General features: G+C 70.2%; 14 protein-coding genes. 5 read left to right on the top strand and 9 right to left on the bottom strand.

Annotation, left to right across the window (positions count from 1 at the left end; genetic code table 11):
- Position 1 precedes the first annotated feature (1 nt).
- The 3 genes from FFA01_RS03560 to FFA01_RS03550 form a co-directional block, all read right to left on the bottom strand.
- Positions 2-1,225, bottom strand: a complete 1,224-nt coding sequence (locus FFA01_RS03560; protein ID WP_146853079.1) for an RNA polymerase sigma factor — start codon at positions 1,223-1,225, stop codon at positions 2-4.
- 248 nt (positions 1,226-1,473) lie between these two features.
- The gene (locus tag FFA01_RS03555; protein ID WP_146853077.1) at positions 1,474-2,814 is read right to left on the bottom strand and encodes an MFS transporter; all 1,341 of its coding nucleotides are present in this window, start codon (positions 2,812-2,814) and stop codon (positions 1,474-1,476) included.
- 52 nt (positions 2,815-2,866) lie between these two features.
- Positions 2,867-3,784: a proteasome assembly chaperone family protein gene (locus FFA01_RS03550; RefSeq protein WP_146853075.1), complete on the bottom strand. Its 918-nt coding sequence runs from the start codon at positions 3,782-3,784 to the stop codon at positions 2,867-2,869.
- Between the two features lie 86 nt (positions 3,785-3,870).
- Between FFA01_RS03550 and FFA01_RS03545 the strand changes: the two genes are divergently transcribed.
- The 3 genes from FFA01_RS03545 (at position 3,871) to sucB (ending at position 8,398) form a co-directional block, all read left to right on the top strand.
- Entirely contained in the window at positions 3,871-5,349 is a 1,479-nt protein-coding gene (locus FFA01_RS03545) for a leucyl aminopeptidase (protein ID WP_146853073.1), read from the top strand.
- 158 nt (positions 5,350-5,507) lie between these two features.
- Positions 5,508-6,881: a dihydrolipoyl dehydrogenase gene (lpdA, locus tag FFA01_RS03540; RefSeq protein WP_146853071.1), complete on the top strand. Its 1,374-nt coding sequence runs from the start codon at positions 5,508-5,510 to the stop codon at positions 6,879-6,881.
- Positions 6,882-6,937: 56 nt separating this feature from the next.
- On the top strand, positions 6,938-8,398 hold the full coding sequence (gene sucB, locus FFA01_RS03535) for a 2-oxoglutarate dehydrogenase, E2 component, dihydrolipoamide succinyltransferase (protein WP_146853069.1): 1,461 nt from the start codon (positions 6,938-6,940) through the stop codon (positions 8,396-8,398).
- Positions 8,399-8,409: 11 nt separating this feature from the next.
- Here sucB and FFA01_RS03530 read toward each other — a convergent pair whose 3' ends face one another.
- Positions 8,410-9,732, bottom strand: a complete 1,323-nt coding sequence (locus tag FFA01_RS03530; protein ID WP_146853067.1) for a protein kinase family protein — start codon at positions 9,730-9,732, stop codon at positions 8,410-8,412.
- A 121-nt stretch (positions 9,733-9,853) separates the two neighbouring features.
- On the opposite strand from FFA01_RS03530, the gene FFA01_RS03525 reads away from it, so the two are divergent.
- Entirely contained in the window at positions 9,854-10,576 is a 723-nt protein-coding gene (locus FFA01_RS03525; RefSeq protein WP_146853065.1) for a DUF4191 domain-containing protein, read from the top strand.
- A 98-nt stretch (positions 10,577-10,674) separates the two neighbouring features.
- Here the strand turns inward: FFA01_RS03525 and FFA01_RS03520 are convergent, their stop codons facing one another.
- Positions 10,675-11,121 (bottom strand): RDD family protein, encoded by a 447-nt coding sequence (locus FFA01_RS03520; protein WP_146853063.1) that lies wholly within the window; start codon positions 11,119-11,121, stop codon positions 10,675-10,677.
- A gap of 142 nt (positions 11,122-11,263) precedes the next feature.
- Between FFA01_RS03520 and glnA the strand changes: the two genes are divergently transcribed.
- Positions 11,264-12,688 (top strand): type I glutamate--ammonia ligase, encoded by a 1,425-nt coding sequence (gene glnA, locus FFA01_RS03515; protein WP_146853061.1) that lies wholly within the window; start codon positions 11,264-11,266, stop codon positions 12,686-12,688.
- Positions 12,689-12,778: 90 nt separating this feature from the next.
- Here the strand turns inward: glnA and FFA01_RS03510 are convergent, their stop codons facing one another.
- From FFA01_RS03510 to FFA01_RS15865, 4 genes are all read right to left on the bottom strand, one after another.
- Positions 12,779-15,724, bottom strand: coding sequence for a bifunctional [glutamine synthetase] adenylyltransferase/[glutamine synthetase]-adenylyl-L-tyrosine phosphorylase (locus tag FFA01_RS03510; protein ID WP_146853059.1), 2,946 nt, complete (start codon positions 15,722-15,724; stop codon positions 12,779-12,781).
- A gap of 12 nt (positions 15,725-15,736) precedes the next feature.
- Positions 15,737-17,074, bottom strand: a complete 1,338-nt coding sequence (locus FFA01_RS03505) for a glutamine synthetase family protein (protein ID WP_146853057.1) — start codon at positions 17,072-17,074, stop codon at positions 15,737-15,739.
- Positions 17,075-17,147: 73 nt separating this feature from the next.
- Positions 17,148-17,318 (bottom strand): SPOR domain-containing protein, encoded by a 171-nt coding sequence (locus tag FFA01_RS03500; protein ID WP_146853055.1) that lies wholly within the window; start codon positions 17,316-17,318, stop codon positions 17,148-17,150.
- A gap of 34 nt (positions 17,319-17,352) precedes the next feature.
- A complete protein-coding gene (locus tag FFA01_RS15865; RefSeq protein WP_167627276.1) occupies positions 17,353-17,505 on the bottom strand; it encodes a hypothetical protein in 153 nt (50 codons plus the stop codon).
- Between the last annotated feature and the right edge of the window lie 64 nt (positions 17,506-17,569).

The following is a 17,569-nucleotide window of genomic DNA, read 5'->3' as shown; positions in this document are numbered from 1 at the left end:
CCTACTCGAGGTAGTCGCGGAGCGACTGCGAACGGGACGGGTGGCGCAGCTTGGCCATCGTCTTGGACTCGATCTGACGGATGCGCTCGCGCGTCACGCCGAAGGTGTCGCCGATCTGGTCGAGGGTCTTCGGCATCCCGTCGCCCAGGCCGAAGCGCATGCGGATGACACCGGCCTCGCGCTCGGACAGGCTGTCGAGGAGGGACTCGAGCTGCTTCTGCAGCATGGTGAAGCCCACGGCGTCCGCCGGGACGACGGCCTCGGTGTCCTCGATGAGGTCGCCGAACTCGCTGTCGCCGTCTTCACCCAACGGGGTGTGGAGCGAGATGGGCTCGCGACCGTACTTCTGGACCTCGACGACCTTCTCGGGCGTCATGTCGAGCTCGCGCGAGAGCTCCTCAGGAGTGGGTTCGCGACCGAGGTCCTGGAGCATCTGCCGCTGCACCCGTGCGAGCTTGTTGATGACCTCGACCATGTGCACCGGGATCCGGATGGTACGCGCCTGGTCGGCCATGGCCCGGGTGATCGCCTGACGGATCCACCACGTGGCGTAGGTGGAGAACTTGAAGCCCTTCGTGTAGTCGAACTTCTCGACCGCGCGGATGAGCCCCAGGTTGCCCTCCTGGATGAGGTCGAGGAACTGCATGCCTCGGCCCGTGTAGCGCTTGGCCAGGCTGACGACGAGACGGAGGTTCGCCCCCAGGAGGTGGCTCTTGGCCCGCTGACCGTCACGGGCGACCCAGCGCAGCTCGCGCTCGAGGTCCTTGCTCAGACCGGTGCTGGCCGCCAGTTTGTCCTCGGCGAACAGACCCGCCTCGATGCGCATGGCCAGCTCGACCTCTTCGGCCGCGTTCAGAAGGGCGACCTTGCCGATCTGCTTCAGGTAGTCCTTGACGGGGTCGGCCGTGGCGCCCGTGATCGTCGTCGAGTAGACGGGCATCTCGTCGTCGTCGTCCTGCGAGATGACGAGCGCACCGGTCGGGAGCACCTCGGGCGCCTTCTCGGTCGTCTCGCCGTCGGCGTCGGCCTCGGTGTCGGCCGGAGCGTCGGTGGCCTCGACCTCGTCGTCGGCCGCGGCGTCCGATGCCTTGGCGGCCTTGGACGGAGCCTTCTTGGCCGCGGCGCGCTTCGCGGGGGCCTTCTTGGCGGGGGCCTCGGTGGCGGCGGCCACCTCGTCTGTCACGGTCTCGTCGGCGACCGTGGTCGCCTTGCTGCGAGTAGCCATGCGAACACCTTTCACTTCTCGTTTGCTCCGGTCCGGGCGCGTATCACGCGGTATCGGTGTCCGCGGGTTTCGGACGTCGACCGGCAGAGGAGTGCGTCGGTCGATTTCGGGCAGTACTAGGACCCATGTCAAGTCTCTGTGCGACAGCCACGCCCCGAGAGGTGGTGGAAGCCATAGAGACACGAACGGGTCCGTGATCCATTATTGCACGCCCACCGCGCCGGCGCCGACACGGCCGCGCACGTCGCTCAGTCGGATCCGCCTCGCGTCGATCGCCACCGTCTCGCGAGGGCCACCCAGATCGGCGCCACCTCGATCCCCTCTTCGCGATGAAGCCCGTACCTGGTCCGCCGACGCTCGACGATCAGCCCGACGACCCCGGCGCCCACGACGAGGTACTGCACCAGGAACGCGACACGGAACGACTCGAAGGAGAAGATGTCGCTGGGCCTCCCGGACGCGATGCGGGCGGCGTCGAGCTGGTCGAGCACCACTCCGATGAGGAACATCATGACGAAGCTGGCGAGGAAGCCGCCGACGTTGACGATGCCGTTCGCCACCCCGAGGCTCCGCAACGGGTTGAACGTGCGGGCGAAGTCGAACCCGATGATCGACCCGGGTCCGCCCACCCCGATGACCACGACGAGGACGACCGCGAGCCAGACGGGTGGCGTGCCAGGCCAGGCCAGGACCACGGCCCAGGTCAGGCCCATCCCCGACACGATGCCGAGCACGAGGTTCGACCGGCGCAAGGGGAATCGAGCCACGAGGAGTCCCAGGATCGGCCCGGCGACCACCCCGGACGCGACGAGCACGGCGAGCATGCCCGAGGCCCCGGCGGACGAGAACCCGAGACCGCCGACGAGGAACGGGACACCCCAGAGCAGGCTGAACACCGTGCCGGAGGACTGCGTGACGAAGTGCGACCAGAAGCCGAGCCTGGTGCCCGGTCTCCGGGCGCTCTCGACGAGTTGACGGCCCGCGGCGCGCCAGGTGGCCGTCCCGGCCGACGCCGTGCGCCCCTCCGGGGACTCCGACACGACGAGGACGACGACGACGACGGCGACGACCGACAGCGACGCGGCGCTGACGAAGGCCGGCGACCAGCCGGAACCGTGCAGGATGAGCGACAGCGGCACCGCGGAGAGGATCTGACCCAGCTGACCGACATTGCCGGTCCACTGCGAGACCTGGGGCAGGATCGGCCCGCGGAACCACGACGGGAGCAGTCGGATGACGGAGATGAACGTCATGGCGTCGCCGGCGCCGACGAACACGCGACCGACGATGGCCACTCCGATCACGGGCGGCGAGAAGGCGACGACGAACTGGCCCAGGGCGAGCAGGACCCCGCCCGTGACGATGAGCGCCTTCGGACCGACCCGGTCGAGCATCACCCCGACCGGGATCTGCAGACCGGCGTAGACGACCAGCTGGACGACCGCGAGGGTCGACAGGGTGGACGCCGACACGTCGAAGAGGTGACGGGCCTCGACGCCCGAGACCCCGAGGGACGAGCGCTGGAGCACGGCCACGACGTAGGCGAAGACGGCGGCGCCCCAGACGAGCCAGGCGCGCGACGAGTTCACCCGTCGAATCTACCCGAGCGGGATCGGGCCGCGGACGTCGAGGAGGCGCGGGTCAGCTCGCCGGGTCCCCGTCCGAGCGACGCGCGAGGAACTTCTCGAGCTCGGCTGCGAGGGCGTCGGCCGTCGGGACGCGACCGTCCTGGTCGGTCAGGGGCGACGGAAGCGGATTGCCTTCCATGTACGTGTCGTGGCGCTCTTCGAGAGTGGAGACCAGGCGGGAGAGCTCGGTGTTGCCGTGCACCTGCTCCTCGACCTTGTTCAGGAACTCCCGCCCCTCTTCACGGAGCCGGTCGGTCGGGAAGATGAGCCCCGTGGCGGCGCTGATGCTCGACAGCGCGGCCACCGCGGCGTCGGGGAACTCGGTGTCGGCGAGATAGTGAGGGACGAGCAGCACGAATCCGGCCGTGGGATGCCCCTCCTCGCCGAGACGATGCTCGATGAGGTGCAGGGCGTTCGCGGGCGCCTGGGTGACGGGCTTCCAGACCGAGAGCGACTCGATGAGGTCGGCCCGGTTGCCGCTGACGGTGACGCCGATCGGACGGGTGTGCGGGACGGGCATCGGGATCGAGTGGACCCAGGTCGTCGTCGACACCCGATAGCGCTCGACCAGTTGCAGGACGGCCGCCGTGAAGCGGTTCCACTGGAAGTCGGGCTCGAACCCGGAGAGGAGGAGGAACGGCTGACCGATGTCGTCGTGGACCAGGTGCAGCGACAGCCGCGCGACGGCGACCTCGCTCACGTGGTCGTGATCGAACGTGAAGACGGGGCGTCGGGCGCGGTAGTCGAGCAGCTCGTCGGTGTCGAAGGACGCCACGAGCGTGTGGTCGAGGGTCTCGAGCATGTAGTCGGCGAGTTGACTCACCGCCGAGCCGGCGTCGGCGAAGCCGGTCAGACCGGCCACCAGCGGCAGCCCGTCGGGCACCTCCGAGGCGTCGGAGGAGAGGTCGTAGAGTCCTGCGGGGTCGTGCATGGCTCAAGCCTAGGCATGGCCGGTCCGGTCCAGGGGCTCGCGCCACGTGCCGAGAGCGAACAGGCGTCCTGGCTACGATCGTGGTCATGACGGATCTCACGCTGACCACCTCCACCACCGCCGCGATCGGCATCGACGGCGACGTCCTCGTCGTGGGCGTCCGGAAGACCCCGGACGGCCCCCAGCTGACGACCGACCTGGCCGGCGTGGCCGACTCCCTGAGCGCGGTGGGCGTCTCCGGCGCTCGTGACGAACTCGTCCGGCTCCCCGGTTCCGGCGTCTCCGCCACGAGCATCGCCCTCATCGGCCTCGGCGACGCCGTCGACGCCGAGGCCCTCCGCTACGGCGCCGGCTCCGCCGTGCGTCAGCTCACCGGCGTCGACCGGGTCGTCCTGGCCCTGCCCGTGTCCACCGCCGAGGAGGCGCGGGCCGCTCTCGAGGGCGCCGCCATCGCCTCCTACGAGTTCGACTCGTTCCGCTCCGCGTCCGCTTCCGCGACCCGGCGGCACGCCCGTGACATCGTCCTCGCCACCGACACCTCCGTCGACGAGTCCGTCGTCCGTGCGGCACGCGCCGTGGCGACGGCCGTGCACACCGTCCGGGACCTCTCGAACACTCCCCCGCAGCAGATGTACCCCCAGGCCCTGGCCGACATCGCCGTCTCGCTGGCCGAGGGCACCGATCTGACCGTCACCGTCCTCGCGGAGGACGAGCTCCGCGCCGGTGGCTACGGAGGCATCCTGGGCGTCGGTCAGGGATCGTCCCGCGGGCCCCGGCTCGTGAAGGTCGAGTACTCCCCCGCCGGCGCCGCCAAGCACCTCGCCCTCGTCGGCAAGGGCATCACCTACGACACGGGCGGACTCTCGCTCAAGCCGGCCGGGTCGATGCTCGGGATGAAGGACGACATGACCGGCGCCGCCACGGTCCTGGCCGTCACGGTCGCCGCAGCCGAGCTCGCCCTCCCGGTCAGGCTGACGGCCTGGCTCTGCATCGCCGAGAACATGCCCAGCGGCACGGCCATCCGACCGGACGACGTCCTGACGATCCGGGGCGGCACCACGGTCGAGGTGACCAACACCGACGCCGAGGGACGGCTCGTCATGGCCGACGGCCTCGTCGCCGCCAGCGAGGAGCAGCCCGACGCGGTCATCGACGTCGCGACCCTGACCGGAGCCCAGGTGGTGGCGCTCGGCATGCGCACCGTCGGCGTCATGGGCAACGACGACCTCGCCTCGCGGGTCGTGGAGGTGGCCGACTCGGTCGGCGAGACCTTCTGGCGCATGCCGCTGCCGGGCGAGCTGAAGGCGCGCCTCTCCTCGGACGTCGCCGACCTGGTCAACGCCACACCGGGCAACACCGCCGCCGGGATGCTCCTCGCCGGGGTGTTCCTGAACGAGTTCGTCGGCAAGCGCGAGGGGTCGGAGGAGGCGCTTCCCTGGGTGCACCTCGACATCGCGGGACCGTCCAACAACAAGGGCTCCGGGTACGGCTACACCGGCAAGGGCTCGACCGGGGTTTCCGTGAGAACCCTGCTAGAGCTGGCCTCGGAGTTTTCGGCCGCGTAGTAGGGTCGACGAGGCGGGAGAATCCCGCCGATCACGGTCCCGTACGCCGGTCGCCCTCCTCACCACGACGGAGGCAAGCCTGGCGACGCGTCGACGTCACCACGCCGACGCCGAGTCTCCCGGCGGGGGAACCTCCGAACGCACGAGGGAGTTGCTGGGTGTCGGAACAGAATTTTGACCTGGTCGTGCTCGGCGGCGGCAGCGGTGGATACGCTGCCGCCCTCCGGGCGAGCGAGCTGGGCCTCAACGTCGCACTGGTCGAGAAGGACAAGGTCGGTGGCACCTGCCTCCACCGTGGCTGCATCCCCACCAAGGCGCTGCTGCACTCGGCCGAGGTGGCCGACGTCTCCCGCGAGTCGGCGAAGTACGGAGTCCACACCGACTTCCACGGCATCGACATCGCCGCGGTGACCTCGTACCGGGAGGGCGTCGTCGCCAGCAAGTACAAGGGCCTCCAGGGACTCGTGAAGGCCCGGGGCATCACGACCATCGAGGGCGAAGGCCGACTCACCTCCCCGTCGACCGTTCAGGTCGGCGACGTCACGCTCCGCGCGAAGAACGTCGTGCTCGCCACGGGGTCGTATTCGCGCAGCCTCCCCGGTCTCGACATCGGAGGCAAGGTCATCACGAGCGAGCAGGCCCTCGCCCTCGACCACGTGCCGAACAAGGTCGCCATCCTCGGCGGCGGCGTCATCGGCGTCGAGTTCGCGAGCGTCTGGAAGTCCTTCGGCGCCGACGTGACCATCATCGAGGCCCTCCCCCACCTCGTCCCCAACGAGGAGGAGTCGATCAGCAAGCAGTTCGAGCGCGCCTTCCGCAAGCGCGGCATCGGATTCTCGCTCGGTGTCCGCTTCCAGGGCGTGACCCAGAACGACGACGGCGTCGTCGTCACGCTCGAGGACGGCACCACCGTCGAGGCGGACCTGCTGCTCGTGGCCGTGGGCCGCGGACCGTCGACCGCCGGACTCGGGTTCGAGGAGGTCGGCATCACGATCGACCGCGGCTTCGTCATCACCAACGAGCGACTGGCCACGAACGTCCCCGGCGTCTACGCCGTGGGCGACATCGTCCCCGGACTGCAGCTGGCCCACCGGAGCTTCCAGCACGGCATCTTCGTCGCCGAGGAGATCGCGGGCCTCAAACCCCAGATCATCGAGGACGTCAACATCCCCAAGGTGACCTACTCCGACCCCGAGGTCGCCTCCGTCGGACTCACCGAGGCGAAGGCCTCGGAGAAGTACGGCGCCGACAAGGTCTCCAGCTACGACTACAACCTGGCCGGCAACGGCAAGAGCCACATCATCGGCACCTCGGGCTCGGTCAAGGTCGTGCGCGTCGTGGACGGCCCCGTCGTCGGAGTGCACATGATCGGCGCTCGCGTCGGCGAGCTCATCGGCGAAGCTCAGCTGGCCGTCAACTGGGAGGCGTACCCGGAAGACGTCGCGCCGCTGATCCACGCGCACCCCACCCAGAACGAAGCACTCGGGGAGGCGATGCTCGCCCTGGCGGGCAAGCCCCTCCACGCGATGTAGTCGCACTTTTTCCTGCACACACAAAGACACACAATGTCGTCAAAGGAGTTCCACAGATGAGCGAATCCGTCAACCTCCCGGCACTCGGTGAGAGTGTCACCGAGGGTACGGTCACCCGCTGGTTGAAGAATGTCGGTGACCGCGTCGAGGTCGACGAGCCGCTGCTCGAGGTCTCGACCGACAAGGTCGACACCGAGATTCCGTCGCCCGTGGCCGGCGTGATCGAAGAGATCCTCGTACCGGAGGACGAGACCGTCGAGGTCGGAACCGCGCTCGTCCGGATCGGCGACGGCAGCTCGAGCGACTCCGGCGAGCCCGCAGCCGACGAGCAGGCCGAGTCCCCCGCCGAGGCCCCGTCGGAGCCGGAAGCCGAAGAAGCCGAGGTCCCGTCGTCCGCGGCTCCCGCTCCGGGTGAGGAGTCCGCCGAGACCGCCCCCGAGCCCGCACCGGCGGCGGACCCTGCTCCCGCGGCCCCCCAGGCCGCAGCGCCTGCGGCAGCCCCCGCGGCCGCTCCCGCCGCGGCGGCACCGCCTGCCGCTGCCCCCGCGGCCCCGGCTCCCGCCGCACCCGCAGCCTCGGCCCCCGCCGCGTCGGCTCCGGCGACGGACTCCGGTTCGGTGGCGGGTTACGTGACGCCTCTGGTCCGCAAGCTCGCGAACGAGAAGGGCGTCGACCTGTCGACCGTCTCGGGCAGCGGAGTAGGCGGACGGATCCGCAAGGAGGACGTGCTCGCCGCGGCCGAGTCCGCCGCGTCCAGCGCGACGACCGAGGCACCCGCTGCCGCTCCGATCGAGGTGTCGCCCCTCCGCGGCACCACGGTCCCCATGACCCGTCTCCGCAAGGTCGTCGCCGAGCGCGCCGTCCAGTCGATGCAGGCCATGGCGCAGCTGACCAGCGTCGTCGAGGTCGACGTCACCGCCGTCGCGTCGTTCCGCGACGCGAACAAGGCCGCCTTCCTCGAGAAGACGGGCAACAAGCTGTCGTTCCTTCCGTTCTTCACGCTGGCGGCCGCCGAGGCGCTGCAGGCCCACCCCAAGCTGAACGCCACCGTCGACGGCGACTCGATCGTCTACCCCGACCACGAGAACATCAGCATGGCCGTGGACACGGAGCGCGGACTCCTCACCCCGGTGATCAAGAACGCGGCGGACCTCGATCTGGCGGGCATCGCCGGCGAGATCGCCGACCTGGCCCAGCGCACGCGCGACAACAAGCTGAAGCCCGACGAGCTCGCAGGCGGCACCTTCACGGTCACGAACACGGGTTCGCGTGGAGCCCTGTTCGACACCCCCGTGGTGTTCCTCCCGCAGGTGGCCATCCTCGGCACCGGTGTCGTCGTGAAGCGTCCGGTCGTCGTGAAGGTCGACGGCGGCGAAGCCATCGCCGTGCGATCCATGGTCTACCTGGCCCTGTCGTACGATCACCGCATCGTCGACGGTGCCGACGCCGCTCGATTCCTCGTGGCGGTCAAGACCCGTCTCGAGGCGGGCGACTTCTCGGCCAAGCTCGGAATCTGATCGCGGGCCCGCTAGCGGCGGGCCTCGATCTCACGCAGACGCCAACCGGCCTCGGTCCTCACCACGAGGACCGAGGCCGGTTCGTCGTGCGCGGTGAACGCCTCGAAGAGGACGCTCTCGCCGAGCCGCTGCTGCTCGTCGCCGAGTCGGATCGGGAGGACCAGCGTCTCGACGACGCCGGGATCGGCGAGTGCGGCGGCATCCGCGACGGCGAGAGGGGAGCCGGCGTGGTCGACGGCGGACAGGCACGACACCGTGACGTCTCTCAGGCACCCGACCCGCGCCTCCAGCAGGACCGCCGTCGCCGCCGCGGCGTCGTCACCGCGCACGAGGGTCTCGGACGGCGGGGGCGGCTCGACCGACGGGGAAGGCGCCTCGCGCTGAGGCGAGGGGGATCCCTCGGCGACCTCGGGGTCCGGTGACGGCCCCGCGGAGCCGTCCGCCGGAGCCGGGGTCCGGTCCGACGAGGCGGAGGGGGTCACGGTATCCGAGCCGGCCGGCAGGAGCACCGCCGCCCCGACGAGGGAGAGCGCGCAGAGACCCGCCATGACCCGGAACCGCGGACGGACCGCGCGGACTCGATCGAGGATCGTCGTCGACGACCGGGTGGCCCACCATTCCAGAGCACGCTCGACGAGCTCGCTCTCGGGCAGGATGCGCGTCCAGGCGGGCAGGACACGCTCGACGGCGTCCCCTGGCACGGTCGCGCCGGTTCGCTCGTCGGGGGCGAAGACGGTCGGGAGGGGCGTGGGCTCACCGAGGTCATGGGCCCACTCGAGGAGCTCGTCGACCGTCGTCGGGGGCGAGGCCGACCACGACGAGCCCTCGAGCCGATCCGCGACGAGTCGCCGGAGATCGCCTGCCGCCGGAGACGGATCGCCCGCCCGAGGGCGCGCGGAGGCCGGCCCCGACAGCCCGAGGAGCACGGGTGCGCCGCGGGAGTCGATCCCGATGTCGTGCGGCTCGATCGCGAGGGGTGCGAGTCCGCGAGCCTCGAGGTGAGCGAGGGCCGAGGCCAGCGGGACGACGAGCGTGACCGCCTCGCCCCTGCTGATCGTCCCCCGTTCGGACAGCCACCGATCGAGACGGACCGCGGGGATCCCGGCCGTGACGACGACCGGCGTGTGCTCGTCGTCGTGGAAGACCTCGACGACGTGCGGATGATCGGCCCTGTCGAGCGCCACCGCCTCGATCACCACGTCACGGCCGTCGCCGGCGGACGCGGCGCGGAGCAGCACGGGTCGTCCGTCGCCGTCGGTGGACTCCCACCAGCGTCGCGTCGAGGGTCCGTCGACGGGTACGGCCTCGTAGGGCCCGATACGGAGCTTCGGCATCGCCCCAGGGTGCCCCGATCGGCGCGCCGGGACCCGGCCCGGGATCGCCGCTGGGGAGCCGTTCGTCGACGGCGGACACGGGGAGGACTCACGAGACGAGCCGACCCCGTATCCTGTGTGCATGGCACGACGTACGTCTTCGGAGAACACGACCCCGAAACCGCCCAAGGAGCCGGGCCGTTTCAAGCAGATGTGGCAGGTCTTCCAGATGACCCGCCGCATCGACAAGACGGCTCTGCCGCTGATGCTGACGGTGCTGATCCTGCCGATCCTGCTCGGCGTGCTGGCCGGGCTCCTGCTCTCGCAGGGCAACGTCCTCGCCCTCGTCCTCTACATCATCGTGGGACTGATGCTCGGCATCCTCCTGCTCCTGATCGTGCTGGGGCGGCGTGCGGAACGAGCCGCCTACTCGCAGATCGAGGGGCAGCCCGGTGCCGTCGGCGCCGTCATGAAGAGCGGTCTCCGCCGAGCCTGGCGGGCCAACGAGATGCCGGTCGCCGTCCAGGGTCGCAGCCAGGCCGCGATCTACCGCGCCGTCGGCAAGCCCGGAGTGGTGCTCATCGCCGAGGGATCGGCCGGTCAGACCAAGCGGCTGGTCGACGAGGAGCGACGCAAGGTCGCCCGGGTGCTGCCGAACGTCCCCATCACCGTGCTGCACGTCGGCCCCGACAGCGACGCCGTGCCTCTGCACAAGCTCGCCGGCCGCATGAACAAGCTCAAGAAGGCGATCAACCGCAACGAGGTCCTCGCCGTCGGCAACCGCCTCCAGTCGCTCGGCCAGAACGGCCTGCCGATCCCGAAGGGCGTCGATCCGTTCAAGGTCCGCGCCGGCCGACCTCGCTGACCCCTGGTCCGACGCCTCGGCGACGAAGACGACGAAGCCGCTCCCCCGTTCTCGGGGAGCGGCTTCGTCGTCTTCCGGACCGGGCGGCGGGTGCGCCGTCAGACGCGGACGAGGACGGTTGCGGCGATGCGGTCGTGCAGGCCACGCTGGTCGAGGTCCCAGACGACGGCGGGGATCACCACGGCCACGAGCAGCGTCCGCACGATGGGACGCCAGACGCCCAGCGGACCGCCCTGCATCGGGACGACCCGCATCCGGAGCGCGAGGTGGCCGATGGTCCCGCCCAGGGTGATCAGGAAGACGATCTGGATCAGGACGAAGACGATCGTGATCGCGATCCCCTCGCCCTGGAAGAAGGCGAACGCCACGATGTAGGCCAGCGCCCAGTCGATGGCGATGCCGCCGACCCGGCGACCGATGCGCGCGATCGACCTCGGACCGTGCTCGGGGAGGCCGAGTCTGCGGCCCGGCCAGGCCTGAGGGCCGCTCGCCGCGCCTCCTGCCGCATCGGGGCCGGGGGGAGGTGTGCGAGGCGTGTCGGGCATGCCCCGAGCCTACCGATCGAGCCAGCCGTAACATGCCGGAAACATTGGGGACACTGCGTCGAAACGGCCCCTCAATAGCCTCGACAGAGGCTGCGCCCGTGGCCGATCCGATCCAGCCAAGCCCATTGGAGAGACATCTAGCATGTTCACTGATTCTTCCGAGGTGCTGAAGTTCATCAAGGACACCGACGTCAAGTTCCTTGACATCCGCTTCACCGATCTCCCCGGTGTCCAGCAGCACTTCAACATCCCCGCCTCCACGGTCGACGAGGAGTTCTTCTCCGTCGGACAGCTCTTCGACGGATCGTCCATCCGTGGCTTCGCCTCGATCCACGAGTCGGACATGCAGCTCATCCCCGATGTGACCACCGGCTACGTCGACCCGTTCCGCGTCGAGCGCACCCTCATCCTCGTCTTCGACATCTTCAACCCGCGCAACGGCGAGCTCTACAGCCGCGACCCGCGTCAGGTCGCCAAGAAGGCCGAGAAGTACCTCGCGTCGACCGGCATCGCCGACACCGCGTTCTTCGCCCCCGAGGCCGAGTTCTACATCTTCGACGACGTCCGCTACGAGGTGAAGCAGAACGCCAGCTTCTACAGCGTCGACAGCGAAGAGGGCGCCTGGAACACCGGCCGTGTCGAAGAGGGCGGCAACCTCGCCAACAAGACCGCCTACAAGGGCGGGTACTTCCCGGTCAGCCCGGTCGACAAGACCGCCGACCTCCGCGACGACATCAGCCTCAAGCTGATCGACTCCGGCCTCGAGCTCGAGCGTGCGCACCACGAGGTGGGCACCGGCGGCCAGCAGGAGATCAACTACAAGTTCGACACGATGGTGCACGCCGCCGACGACATCCTGAAGTTCAAGTACATCGTCAAGAACACCGCCGAGCTCTGGGGCAAGGTCGCGACCTTCATGCCGAAGCCGCTCTTCGGCGACAACGGCTCGGGCATGCACACCCACCAGTCGCTCTGGAACGACGGCAAGCCGCTGTTCTACGACGAGAACGGCTACGGCGGCCTCTCCGACCTGGCGCGCTGGTACATCGGCGGTCTGCTGAAGCACGCCCCCGCGGTGCTCGCCTTCACGAACCCGTCGATCAACTCGTACCACCGTCTGATCCCGGGCTTCGAGGCTCCCGTCAACCTGGTCTACTCGGCCGGCAACCGGTCCGCCGCGATCCGCATCCCCATCACGGGGACGAACCCCAAGGCCAAGCGCATCGAGTTCCGCGTCCCCGACGCCGCCTCGAACCCGTACCTGGCCTTCGCCGCCCAGCTGATGGCGGGCCTCGACGGCATCCAGAACCGGATCGAGCCGCACGAGCCGGTCGACAAGGACCTGTACGAGCTGCCCCCCGAGGAGGCGAAGAACATCCCCCAGGTCCCGGCCTCGCTCGACGGCGCCCTCGACGCCCTCGAGGCGGACCACGAGTTCCTCACCAAGGGCAACGTCTTCACCGAGGACCTGATCGAGACCTGGATCGCGTACAAGCGCGAGAAGGAGATCCTGCCCATGGCACAGCGTCCGCACCCCTTCGAGTTCGAGCTCTACTTCGGCGTCTGAGCCGTCGGCACCGCCCGGACCACGAGAGGCCCGCATCCCCGAGGGGTGCGGGCCTCTCCGCGTGAGCGGGGCCGGTCCGGGCGATCCGCCTCAGGCGGTCGGCTCGGGGGCCTCGTCGAGGCCGTAGAAGCCGCGTTCGAAGACGGCGCGGGATCGACGCGTGGCCGCAAGGTAGTCCTCTTCGAGGCGGGTCGCCGAACCGGGCGGATACTCCATGAGGCGGGCGACCCCCTCGAGGAGGCGCCGGTCGGTCGGCAGGACGTCGGACGTCCGCGAGGTCCACAGCACCACGGCGGACCGCGCCCTCGACGCGATGGTCCACGCCTCGCGGAGCTTCCGGGCGTCGTCCGATCCGAGGAGACCCGCCTCGGCGGCCGCGGCGAGGGCCTCGATCGTGGAGGGCGTCCGCAGGCCGAGCACCTCGTGCGCGTGCTGCAGCTGGAGCAGCTGCACGTACCACTCGACGTCGCTCAACGAGCCGCGGCCGAGCTTGAGATGGCGTGACGGCTCGGCGCCCTTGGGCAGCCGTTCGGCCTCGACCCGGGCCTTGATCCGCTTGACCTCGCGCACCTCCTGGTCGGAGATGGCCGTCGGATAGCGGACTCCGTCGGCCACGGCCATGAAGTCGTCCGCCAGTGCGGGATCGCCGGCGACCGCGCGCGCCCGGAGGAGCGACTGGGCCTCCCAGGTCAGCGACCACCGCGCGTAGTACGCCCGGTACGACGCGAGCGATCTGGCCACGGTGCCGTTCTTGCCCTCCGGCCGCAGACCGCTGTCGAGGTCGAGGGGGACGAGCGCGTCGGACGTCAGGCGATTGAGCTCGGAGACGACGGCGAGGGCCCGGCGGTGCGCCGTGTCGTCGTCGTCCGCCGCACGGTAGACGTAGAGCACGTCGGCGTCCGACCCGAAGCCGAGCTCGCGTCCGCCGTAACGCCCCATCGCGATCACCGCGAACTCGAGGTCGCCCGCGTCCCGCCGAGCCAGCGACAGCGCTCCGGCGATCGTCGCCGTCGTCACGTCCGAGAGCCCGAGGGCGAGCTCGTCGATGCTCAGCAGACCGAGGATCCCGCCCATGGCCAGGCGGAGGATCTCGCGCCGGCGTGCCTGGCGGAGGACCCCGGCGGCGGCGTCGACGCTGCCGTGCCGAGCCACGGTGGCCCTGGCCTCGTCGAGCAGGCTCTCGAGCGGGCGGGGCCTCAGCTCGTGGTCGTTCTCGAACCAGGCCGCGGATTCCGGGATGCGGTCGAGGAGATCGGCGACGAAGCGCGAGCTGGAGAGGACGGTCGTCAGCCGATGCGCGGCGCCGGAGGAGTCGCGGAGCATCCGCAGGAACCAGTACGACTCGCCGAGCCCGTCGCTCAGCCTCCGGAAGGCCAGGAGGCCGAGGTCGGGATCGGTCCCGTCGGCGAACCACTGCAGCATCGCCGGCAGGAGGTGCCGCTGGATGCTGGCACGCCGCGAGACCCCCGCGGTGAGCGCGGCGATGTGCCCGAGGGCGCCCCGGGGATCCGCGAAGCCGATGGCGGCGAGCCGGGCCGCCGCCTGATCCGAGCTGAGGGCGAGGTCCTCCTCGGGGCGCGCGGCGACGGCGGAGAGCAGCGGACGGTAGAACAGCCGCTGGTGCAGGGTGCGGACGCGACGTCGGACCTCGTGCCAGGTCGCCACGAGCTCCGCCGAGGTCGCACCGAGCCGGCTGGACCGTGCGAGCACGCGGAGGGCGCCCTCGTCGATCGGCATGAGGTGCGTCCGCCGGAGACGCGAGAGCTGGATGCGGTGCTCGAGCAGGCGCAGGAGGCGGTAGTCGCGATCGAACTCGGCCGCCTCGGCCCTGCCCACGTACCCGCGGCGGGCGAGGGCGCCGAGGGCGTCGAGGGTCGCCCGCTGGCGGACGCCCTCGTCGGATTGACCGTGGACGAGCTGGAGGAGCTGGATGGTGAACTCGATGTCACGGAGCCCGCCCGGCCCGAGCTTGAGCTGCCGATCGACCTCGTCGGCGGGGATCAGATCGGTCACGCGTTCGCGCATGCGCTGCACGGACTCGACGAAGTTCTCCTGCGCCGCCGCCTGCCAGACGAAGGGCGACACCCGGTCGACGTAGCGCTCCCCCAGCTCGCGATCGCCGGCCAGGGGCCGGGCCTTGAGGAGCGCCTGGAACTCCCACCCCTTCGCCCATCGCTCGTAGTAGGCGACGTGGGACTCGAGGGTGCGGACCAGGGCGCCGGCCTGCCCCTCGGGCCTCAGGTTGGCGTCGACCTCCCAGAGCTCCGTCTCGAGCGACAGCTCGGAGACCACCCGCACGGCGTGCACGGCCAGTCGGGTGGCGATCTCCACGGCTCTCCCGTTGTCGAGGCCGTCGGCACCCTCGGCCACGTAGACGACGTCGACGTCGCTGAGGTAGTTGAGCTCCCGTGCGCCGGCCTTGCCCATCCCGATGACGGCCAGCCGGGTGCGCTCGACGTCCGCCGCGGGGAACGCGACCTCGCGCCGCGCGACGTCGAGAGCGGCCTCGAGCGCGGCCCCGGCCAGATCGGCCAGGGCGGTGGCGACCACGGGGAGGACGGCGATCGGGTCGGCGGAGTCGAGGTCGAAGGACGCCAGCTGCAGGAGGTGACGGCGGTAGCGCACCCGGAGCGCGACCCGGGCGTCGTCGCCGACGAGACCGTCGACCGTGCGGCGGAGATCGTCGACGTACTCGGCCTCCGACGGCGGGGTGACGAGGGCCGTCCGGAGAGCGTCGAGCTCGGAGGGACGCCGGACGAGGAAGTCGGCGAGGCCCGAGGAGGCGCCCAGCACAGTGAGCAGGCGCGGACCGAACCCGTCGTCGAGCAGTCCGACGACGACGTCGCGATCACGGTCGATCAGGCGGGCGAGGAGCGACAACGCCGCGTCCGGATCGGCGCAGGCGGCGAAGGCGGGAAGGAGCTCGCCGATCGCCGGGGTGGCGGAGGCGAGCTCGGCGAGACGGTCTCTCGACTCGCCGAGCTCGGAGAAACCCAGCCGTGCCAACTCGGACAGAGCGGTGGCAGGACGGGGCATGGCGATCTCGGGTCAGAGGATCTCGAGGTTCGAGCGCAGCTCGAACGGCGTGACCTGGGCCCGGTAGGCCTTCCACTCCTGACGCTTGTTCAGCAGCACGTAGTTGAAGACCTGCTCGCCGAGGGTCTCGGCGACCAGCTCGCTGTCCTCCATGATCGACAGGGCGTGATCGAGACTGGCGGGCAACTGCTTGTAGCCCAGGGCGCGACGCTCGGCGTCGCTCATGCCCCAGACGTTGTCCTCGGCCTCGGTGGGGAGCTCGTAGCCCTCCTCGATGCCCTTGAGCCCGGCCGCGAGCATGAGCGAGAACGCCAGGTACGGGTTCGCGGCGGAGTCGATCGCCCGGTACTCGACACGGCTCGAGTTGCCCTTGTTCGGCTTGTAGAGCGGGACGCGGACGAGCGCCGAACGGTTGTTGTGCCCCCACGTGACGAAGCTCGGCGCCTCGTCACCGCCCCAGAGCCTCTTGTAGCTGTTGACGAACTGGTTCGTGACGGCCGTGATCTCGGGAGCGTGGCGCAGCAGGCCCGCGATGAACTGCCGGCCGATGGTGCTCAGCTGGTACTCGGCGCCCGCCTCGTAGAACGCGTTCGAGTCGCCCTCGAACAGCGACATGTGGGTGTGCATGCCCGATCCGGGGTGCTGACTGAACGGCTTGGGCATGAACGTCGCGTAGACGCCCTGCTCGATCGCGACCTCTTTGATGACCGTGCGGAAGGTCATGATGTTGTCGGCCGTGGTCAGGGCGTCGGCGTAGCGGAGGTCGATCTCGTTCTGTCCGGGGCCGGCCTCGTGGTGGCTGAACTCGACGGAGATCCCGAGGTCCTCCAGCATCCGCACCGAGCGGCGTCGGAAGTCGTGGGCGGTGCCGCCGGGCACGTTGTCGAAGTAGCCGGCGGAGTCGACCGGCTGCGGCCCCTGCTCGCCGACCTGGGCGCTCTTGAGGAGGTAGAACTCGACCTCGGGGTGTGTGTAGAACGTGAACCCTCGCTCTCCGGCCCGGGCCAGCGTGCGCTTGAGCACGTTGCGCGGGTCGGCGACGGCGGGCTGGCCGTCGGGCGTCGTGATGTCGCAGAACATCCGCGCCGTGGGGTCGATCTCACCACGCCAGGGCAGGATCTGGAAGGTCGTCGGGTCCGGCTGGGCCAGCACGTCGGCCTCGTACGACCGGGTCAGGCCCTCGATGGCCGAGCCGTCGAAGCCGATGCCCTCGGCGAACGCGCCCTCGACCTCGGCCGGGGCGATCGCGACGGACTTGAGCGTGCCGATGACGTCGGTGAACCAGAGGCGGATGAACTTGATGCCCCGCTCTTCGATCGTTCGAAGAACGAAGTCTCTCTGCTTGTCCATTCACGGCCTTTCTGCTCGCTGATCAGGCTAGTGGACGCGCGCCGCGCGGGCGTCGCACCCGGCGGTGCGGCGCTCAGTCGTCGGCGGCCTCTTCCGCGTCGAGTCGGGCGTTGCGGGCGCGGATGGTCTCGATGGCCTGAGCGGCCTCCTCGCGGGTCGCATACGGCCCCGCCCGGTCGACGGCCGGCGAGACCTTGCCCTCTTCCACTTCGTGGGTCTTCGTGTTGAACCAGAAATCTGCCATGCGGGCAGGCTACTGCGCGGGCGGCGGCAGCGGGTCAGCGACGACGGGGCGCCACGGCGACGGGTGCCCGACCGGCGGACCGACGTGCCGTCAGCGACGAGACGAGCGGGGCGAGCAGCATGACGAGGATGCCGAAGATGACGACGAGCGAGCCCACGACCATGAGGGCGATGACGAATGCGACCATGCGTTGATTCTCCCCCGCCCGCCCGATCCCGGCAAGGACGCCGACGGGTGCGTCCTCGGATCCG

This window comes from Frigoribacterium faeni (genome assembly GCF_007988805.1).
Lineage (GTDB): Bacteria > Actinomycetota > Actinomycetes > Actinomycetales > Microbacteriaceae > Frigoribacterium > Frigoribacterium faeni.
This window is presented reverse-complemented; position numbering and strand designations above follow the sequence as displayed.

What these genes read in the sequence shown, in the direction of transcription:
- FFA01_RS03560 (WP_146853079.1), bottom strand. Translation starts at nt 1,225, where the DNA reads ATGGCTACTCGCAGCAAGGCGACCACGGTCGCCGACGAGACCGTGACA.
- FFA01_RS03550 (WP_146853075.1), bottom strand. Translation starts at nt 3,784, where the DNA reads ATGCACGACCCCGCAGGACTCTACGACCTCTCCTCCGACGCCTCGGAG.
- FFA01_RS03545 (WP_146853073.1), top strand. Translation starts at nt 3,871, where the DNA reads ATGACGGATCTCACGCTGACCACCTCCACCACCGCCGCGATCGGCATC.
- sucB (WP_146853069.1), top strand. Translation starts at nt 6,938, where the DNA reads ATGAGCGAATCCGTCAACCTCCCGGCACTCGGTGAGAGTGTCACCGAG.
- FFA01_RS03530 (WP_146853067.1), bottom strand. Translation starts at nt 9,732, where the DNA reads ATGCCGAAGCTCCGTATCGGGCCCTACGAGGCCGTACCCGTCGACGGA.
- FFA01_RS03525 (WP_146853065.1), top strand. Translation starts at nt 9,854, where the DNA reads ATGGCACGACGTACGTCTTCGGAGAACACGACCCCGAAACCGCCCAAG.
- FFA01_RS03520 (WP_146853063.1), bottom strand. Translation starts at nt 11,121, where the DNA reads ATGCCCGACACGCCTCGCACACCTCCCCCCGGCCCCGATGCGGCAGGA.
- glnA (WP_146853061.1), top strand. Translation starts at nt 11,264, where the DNA reads ATGTTCACTGATTCTTCCGAGGTGCTGAAGTTCATCAAGGACACCGAC.
- FFA01_RS03510 (WP_146853059.1), bottom strand. Translation starts at nt 15,724, where the DNA reads ATGCCCCGTCCTGCCACCGCTCTGTCCGAGTTGGCACGGCTGGGTTTC.
- FFA01_RS03505 (WP_146853057.1), bottom strand. Translation starts at nt 17,074, where the DNA reads ATGGACAAGCAGAGAGACTTCGTTCTTCGAACGATCGAAGAGCGGGGC.
- FFA01_RS03500 (WP_146853055.1), bottom strand. Translation starts at nt 17,318, where the DNA reads ATGGCAGATTTCTGGTTCAACACGAAGACCCACGAAGTGGAAGAGGGC.
- FFA01_RS15865 (WP_167627276.1), bottom strand. Translation starts at nt 17,505, where the DNA reads ATGGTCGCATTCGTCATCGCCCTCATGGTCGTGGGCTCGCTCGTCGTC.